The 6000-nt window shown below is 57.0% G+C and carries 6 protein-coding genes; 5 read left to right on the top strand and 1 reads right to left on the bottom strand.

Annotated features, from left to right (window positions below):
- Positions 1 to 32: 32 nt before the first annotated feature.
- Together IB243_RS23410 and IB243_RS23415 are read left to right on the top strand one after the other, a co-directional pair.
- Positions 33 to 311, top strand: coding sequence for a hypothetical protein (locus IB243_RS23410; RefSeq protein WP_192429596.1), 279 nt, complete (start codon positions 33 to 35; stop codon positions 309 to 311).
- 61 nt (positions 312 to 372) lie between these two features.
- On the top strand, positions 373 to 1140 hold the full coding sequence (locus IB243_RS23415; protein ID WP_192429597.1) for a hypothetical protein: 768 nt from the start codon (positions 373 to 375) through the stop codon (positions 1138 to 1140).
- A 260-nt stretch (positions 1141 to 1400) separates the two neighbouring features.
- On the opposite strand, the gene IB243_RS23420 is transcribed toward IB243_RS23415, so the two are convergent.
- Positions 1401 to 1892, bottom strand: a complete 492-nt coding sequence (locus tag IB243_RS23420) for a hypothetical protein (RefSeq protein WP_192429598.1) — start codon at positions 1890 to 1892, stop codon at positions 1401 to 1403.
- Between the two features lie 324 nt (positions 1893 to 2216).
- On the opposite strand from IB243_RS23420, the gene IB243_RS23425 reads away from it, so the two are divergent.
- The 3 genes from IB243_RS23425 to IB243_RS23435 are packed head-to-tail and all read left to right on the top strand — an operon-like array spanning position 2217 to position 5398.
- Positions 2217 to 3311 (top strand): DUF262 domain-containing protein, encoded by a 1095-nt coding sequence (locus tag IB243_RS23425; protein ID WP_192429599.1) that lies wholly within the window; start codon positions 2217 to 2219, stop codon positions 3309 to 3311.
- Positions 3304 to 4443 (top strand): DUF3696 domain-containing protein, encoded by a 1140-nt coding sequence (locus IB243_RS27505; RefSeq protein WP_192429600.1) that lies wholly within the window; start codon positions 3304 to 3306, stop codon positions 4441 to 4443. Before IB243_RS23425 ends, IB243_RS27505 begins: the two co-directional genes overlap by 8 nt.
- A 1-nt stretch (position 4444) precedes the next feature.
- Positions 4445 to 5398 carry a hypothetical protein gene (locus tag IB243_RS23435; RefSeq protein ID WP_192429601.1) on the top strand — a complete coding sequence of 318 codons (954 nt, stop codon included), beginning with the start codon at positions 4445 to 4447 and terminating at the stop codon, positions 5396 to 5398.
- The last annotated feature ends 602 nt before the right edge of the window (positions 5399 to 6000 follow it).

The following is a 6000-nucleotide window of genomic DNA, read 5'->3' on the forward strand; positions in this document are numbered from 1 at the left end:
GTTCTTCCCTGACTTACCCATGAAAGTGTTTTATGAAGTTTGAAGCCATAGCCAGGGCGTGTGCCCTGGCGGTCGTGCTCGCGGGATCGCTCTCGGCGTGCAGTTCCAAGAACGAGAAAGCCTTTGTAGGGGGCTGCGTGAGCATGGGCGCAAGCCGCGAGAACTGCTCTTGCGCCTACGAGAAGGTGGATGCGGCCCACAAGATCGATGGGATCGATTTTGGAGAGATCTTGGGGACGGAGCGGCACCGAAGGATTCAGATCGCTTTTGCGGATGCGGTCATCCAGTGCATCAAGGAGAACGGGCTGTAAGGCCCACCGCCCTGCCCTTCAAAGAGCAGGCTGCTTCCAAATTTTTAAACGTCAAATCACCATGAAAACAAAACTATCCCTCTGCGCTCTCGCATGCTTTCTGGCAGCCTGCTCCAACGGCCCGTCGGGCTCCGAGTTGGCAAGTTCGATGACGAGTGAGTTGCAAAAGAAGTGCGAGTACGCCAGCGTGGACAACGCGCAGGTGACGAACACGTTTTTTCCGAACTCGGACAACAAGAATCTCGCCAAGGTGAAGTTCACCGCCACCATCAAGGTCAAGATCGACGGGAAGATGGCGGAGGATTTAAAGACCTACCAGACCGCCTCTGCGCTCTATGCCGAGTATGGCAAGGAGATGGCGGAGCTCAACCGCAGCTACAAAGAGCAGATGGACGCGCTCTCGAAAGTGCGTCAGTCCACGCTGGACAAGTACCTTGCGCAGGAGGATGAGCGGGGCTACCTCACTGGTGATCATCAAAAGCACAGCGAGGAGATGCGGGACTTTCAAAGTCAGAAGGAGGCTCTTGGCAAGGCGTCGGCGGCCCAAGCCAATGAGATCTTTGAGAAGTACAAAGACCGGGCCGGAGATCTGCTCTATGCGACCAGTTCGGGCAATGTCCGGATGTTCGCAGAGCCCACCAAGCCGGAAGTTCCATTCGGCTGTCTTGGCTATCGGGATCCGAGAACGCCGTTGGGGATTCTGTACAAGTCGGTGCTCGATGAAAAACGGTCGGTTGACGACTACTTCTCTGGGGTCGAGACTTTCATCGAGGGTGAGCGTCAGATGATCAAGACGGACAATGGATGGATGGTGGCTGGGAATCTGTAGGCCACCTTGCGGCTGAGATTTGACGTCGCGTTGTCCCCCAGATGCCCAAGGCGGTGAGTCCGGTCTGCATGCCTTAGGGTGTGCGGATCGGTTGCCTGGGGCTTCTTTTTTTGCGACTTTTGGTGGACCATACCCGTGGCCCAAGGAGATTGACTTCCGCTTTGCAGCGGTTGCCGTCATCCGCCTCTCGTCGTCGAACACGGACTATCGGCCACAAGTTGCCGCTCGCGACCGGCCGCTTCACGGCAGTCCAGCGTGCACTATGCCCATACCGCGTCTAAGCCGGCATCGGCCAAGAAGCATTCAATCTTGCGAATGTCCGCCTCGTACTCTTGCTTGCTGGGAGGCTGCACGCGCATCGCGGGAACGGAAAGCCATAGCGACGTGTCGTTGCCGAGGGGAATTCGAGCCTTTACGGTGAGTAGATCGCGACCACACTTGTAGACGGCGGGACGGCCTCCGTCGGCCAGCAGGCGACTAACGATCTCTCGGTAGGCTTCATCGACGGCCCTCGCCATGCTTCCGTCCAATGGCTGAAAAGAGACCAAAACCGCGCTGCCGGGCGGCAGTTGTGCTGTGACTGCTGCGGAAAAGTCCGCCATATGGCGAACGCCCGCCGCAATGCCACCATCCAGGCCGTGCGCCTTGATCGTTTTCGATGCTGCGCTGCTGACTCGGGCGGTAAGCTGGACGTCCGCAACTTTCGGGCGTCCAGCGCCAAGTCGCTTTCCTCCATGGGGCTGAGCAGCCATGTTGTTCTTCCAGTGCCTGGGCCCATCCAAGCTCAGCCGCAAGTATACTTGATAGATGAATCGTTTTTCAAGCAGCTTTCGTATTGCCTCGAGTTGCGCGCGGTTGAGTGGCCCTTATCCTCCATGGGCCATGCCGAACAGCCGCGCATCACGGCCCTTCAACAGGCCAAAGGTAGGGCACAACTCCGTTAAAGTAGCCAATCTACATGCCGACGAGACGATGAAGGTTTTTCGCCTGAATGGGACATGGAGCCCAAGAGAAATGAACGCTAGAGCCTGTCTGTCGCATCTGTACTGCCGCAAGGTGTCAGCCAAGGGCGCACGATGATCCAAGAAACGCTACCCCCCGCAGACGAGGAGATCGAAGGCATCGCTGCTGACGAAGACGCGTCTTGGGGTGACTACCCGCTCGATACGATCCTAATACGAAACGAGAACCGTACGGTTCACGATGTCCTTCGTCGCATTGAGAAGGGCTCGTTCGTCATGGACCCCGAGTTCCAGCGGGACTTCATCTGGCACGACGACAAGCAGAGCAAGCTGATCGAATCCGTGCTCATGCGGATTCCGCTGCCTGTCTTCTATCTCGCGGAAAACGCCCTAGGGCAAATGATCGTTGTGGACGGGCTACAACGGCTGTCTACGTTTCAGCGCTTCCTGAGCAATCAACTTCGATTGAAGCTTCCGGATCAGCAGGAACTTAACAAGAAGCGGTTCCAAGACCTGTCACCGAAGCTTCAGAACCGGATCGAGGACTGCAACCTAATCCTCTACGTTATCGATGCAAAGGTGCCTGCAAAGGCGCTCCTTGACATCTTTGAGCGCGTCAACAGCGGCGTTCCATTGACCCGCCAGCAGATGCGCAATTGCCTCTACACGGGTCAGGCAACGCAGTTCTTGAGGACAGAAGCAAGGACGCCATTGTTCCTGGAAGCGACCGGTGGTAGCCTCAAATCCGAGACCATGCGCGACCGCGAGTTGATCAATCGATTCTGTGCGTTCCAGCTGCTGTCGTTGGAAAACTATAGGGGGGACATGGACCTGTTCTTGGCTCAAGCGCTGCAGCACATGAACGATTCTTCCCCCAAGATGCTTGAACAGCTCTCCGCGCAGTTTCGAACGAGCCTGAAGAACAACATCCATGTCTTTGGAAAGCACGCCTTTCGGAAGCACACCTACAAGCAGCAGCCCAGAAGCGTATTCAATGCCTCGCTCTGGGATGTGATGACAACTGGCTTCGCTCGTTACCCAGAGCACATCATCGAGGCTCGCGCCGACGAACTGCTTGAGGCCTTTTATCCACTGCTTGCCGACTATCAGTTCGTGGAGGCGATCACCCTGGGGACCAACCAAGTGAATCGAGTTGCGAAGCGCTTTGCGATGGTCACTGACATGTTGAATGAGGTGCTCGGTGATTAAGAGAATTGATCTGACCTTATTCAAGTGCTTCGAGGTCCTGAAGCTGCCCACTGCGGACTTGACACTGCTGTCAGGCGGCAATGCATCGGGCAAGTCCTCTGTTCTTCAGGCGCTGGCACTGTTGCACCAAACGATGCGCGAGCACGAATGGTCGTCACGCCTGATGTTGAATGGCGATGCCGTCAGGCTCGGGACGGTCGCTGATGTTGTGGACAAGGTCAATGGCCGTCGCACCTCCGAGATTGGCATTCAAGACGAACACAGCTATTACCACTGGGTGTTTTCTGGTGAGCGACCTGATATGTCCATGGCTGTTGAGAGCGTCGAGATAGACCTTACCAGGACAGACAACCCTAAGATCCTGCAGTATCTGCTTCCACACCGATCCGGGCGCGCGCCAGACTCGCTCTCATCTCGCCTGAAGGGCCTCACTTATATCACCGCCGAGCGCATCGGGCCTAGGGAGTTCTATGTGTTGGCCGATCCCCAGTCTGCGCCCGTCGTAGGGCCGGCCGGCGAGCATGCGGTGTGCGTGCTTCACCTCGGACGAGATGCTGCTGTCAGCGCAGAGTTGGCCTTGGACGATACGCCACCAACTCGGCTTCGCCAAGTTGAAGCAAGGATGCGGACCTTCTTTCCTGGTTGCGGCCTTGCCGTTCAACAGGTTCCCAATGCAAACGCCGTCACACTTGGCCTGCGAACTTCAGACGATACTGATTTCCATCGCCCGATCCATGTGGGCTTTGGCATCACCCAAGTCCTTCCGATCGTTGTTGCTGCGCTCTCAGCGTCGAAAGGGGACCTGCTGCTGATCGAGAATCCGGAGGTGCACTTGCATCCGTCTGGGCAAGCGCAGATGGGCCAGTTCTTGGGTGACGTGGCCCGCAGTGGGGTTCAGTTGATCGTTGAGACCCACAGTGACCATGTTCTCAATGGCATTCGGCGTGCGGTGAAAGGCGGGCGATTGACCCCGGACCAAGTTGCGCTTCACTTCTTCCGCCCGCGATCCGATCAAGGATCTCAGGTGCTTTCGCCGCAGATCGACAGAAAAGGCGGAATCGACACCTGGCCGGACGGATTCTTCGACCAGTTCGATAAGGACTCGTCACACTTCGCTGGCTGGGGTCAGTGAAGTGGATTTGCTTCTAAACGAGTTATCCTTTCACGGGCAGTTTCAGGACATTACCGCTTTCAGGGCTGCGATTACTCGGGTGATGATGCTTCGACAACTGGCAAGGCGCTTCGGAAGAGAAATTCATTGCCACCGAAGTTTGGCGAACGCGCAAGTGACTCACGCTCAAACATTGCCGCAAGTCATGCAGGCGTTCGAGAATGACGAGAGACGGGCGCTGATGCAGTGGTTTGCTCGCCAAGGCCCGTACTGGGAGGATGTGCGGCTTCACTCCACGGACGACTATCTGGAATACAAAGGAGAGCCGGTCACAGATACAGCTCTTGGAGAAGCTGCCTTTGGCGTCGTTCACGGCCAAGAGCGAAGGCTTGCAAGCTTGACACCATCGGATTTTGAGCTGTCACCTCTGCCTGTGACATGGACAGCTGACGATGGGCTGGCGAGCACCGTAGACGTGCACAACCACTGGACCGTCCAGGAACTGGAAGCAGTGCTCCAGGCTGCACCCCAGGCAATCGACTCCTGGGACCAACTGGCGGCTATTTGCCGTGGCCAATGCGATGCACTCACGTTCTCAGACGACTGTTTCGCCGCGCTTCGAGGCCACCCGTTCGTTGACGGCGCGGCCCGGCATGTGCTGGTGCTGCTCGATGTGCTGCATCGATTCTCTCGATGTTTCGACAGTGCCGGTCAGAGGACACCAGAAGGGCAGCGCCTGTATCAAGACCACTTCACCGGCGGCAAAGCATGGTTCTCTGACTCTTCAGACGCCGAGAAGGAAGACTTCAGGAGTGACCTGACATTCAAGCATCCGACTGCCCAAGGCGAGGCTCTCTTTTGCACGTGGCATGGGAAGGTCAAGACACCTCAGATCAGGATCCATTTCTCATGGCCAGTTCGAGCAAACGAGCCACTGTACGTGGTGTATGTCGGACCTAAAATCACAAAGCGGTAGAACGATGCGTCCAAGCTACCCCACGCTAGGTAGTGAACTGCTGGGTTAGCCACGCTATCTACTTTGGCGTGGCCGGGCCCGATGTTTTGCGGATCAGAAATAGCTGGGCACGGCAATCGGCAATCAAGGGACTGATCGCGTGCAGGCCCACCGTCCGCTCCCAGGCGAGCCAACTGAGATCGCGAAGTTCTGCTTGGGGGCGGTAGAAGCCTGCCGCTTGTCAAACGGCGAACGGCTGCAATCAGCCTGAAGCCGCCATGCGGGAGGTCTGTTCTGCAGCGTTTGAAGTCCGTCTGTCCGCGCCGAAGTAGAACTGAGCCACCGCGCCGCTTGAATCGTGAGCCAGGGGTGGAAGCCGACGCTGTGATGGTCGGCTGTGGATAAGTGTATGCCTTGCCTTGTTCTGTGGCCTCTTTTCGCTTCTTGTGATCGAACTCATAAGGCGCGAAGGGCGAAGCCCGTAGCGCCTTGCCATGAGCGGTAGTCGTCAATCGGTGGCGTCTGGTGAATCGGCCTTGGTGCCTGTCTTGCGGGTCTGCTCTCTGGCCTTGATGCGCTTCTTCGCCGTAGCACTGCTGTGCAGGAATCGATGGCTCTCGTTT

Origin of the sequence: Acidovorax sp. ACV01, assembly GCF_014851495.1 — a bacterium.
In the GTDB taxonomy this organism is placed as follows: Bacteria; Pseudomonadota; Gammaproteobacteria; order Burkholderiales; family Burkholderiaceae_C; genus Acidovorax; species Acidovorax radicis.

Bases quoted from the DNA above. Each gene is read 5' to 3' on its own strand.
- IB243_RS23420 (WP_192429598.1), bottom strand. From the start codon at position 1,892: ATGGCTGCTCAGCCCCATGGAGGAAAGCGACTTGGCGCTGGACGCCCG.
- IB243_RS23425 (WP_192429599.1), top strand. From the start codon at position 2,217: ATGATCCAAGAAACGCTACCCCCCGCAGACGAGGAGATCGAAGGCATC.
- IB243_RS23415 (WP_192429597.1), top strand. From the start codon at position 373: ATGAAAACAAAACTATCCCTCTGCGCTCTCGCATGCTTTCTGGCAGCC.
- IB243_RS23410 (WP_192429596.1), top strand. From the start codon at position 33: ATGAAGTTTGAAGCCATAGCCAGGGCGTGTGCCCTGGCGGTCGTGCTC.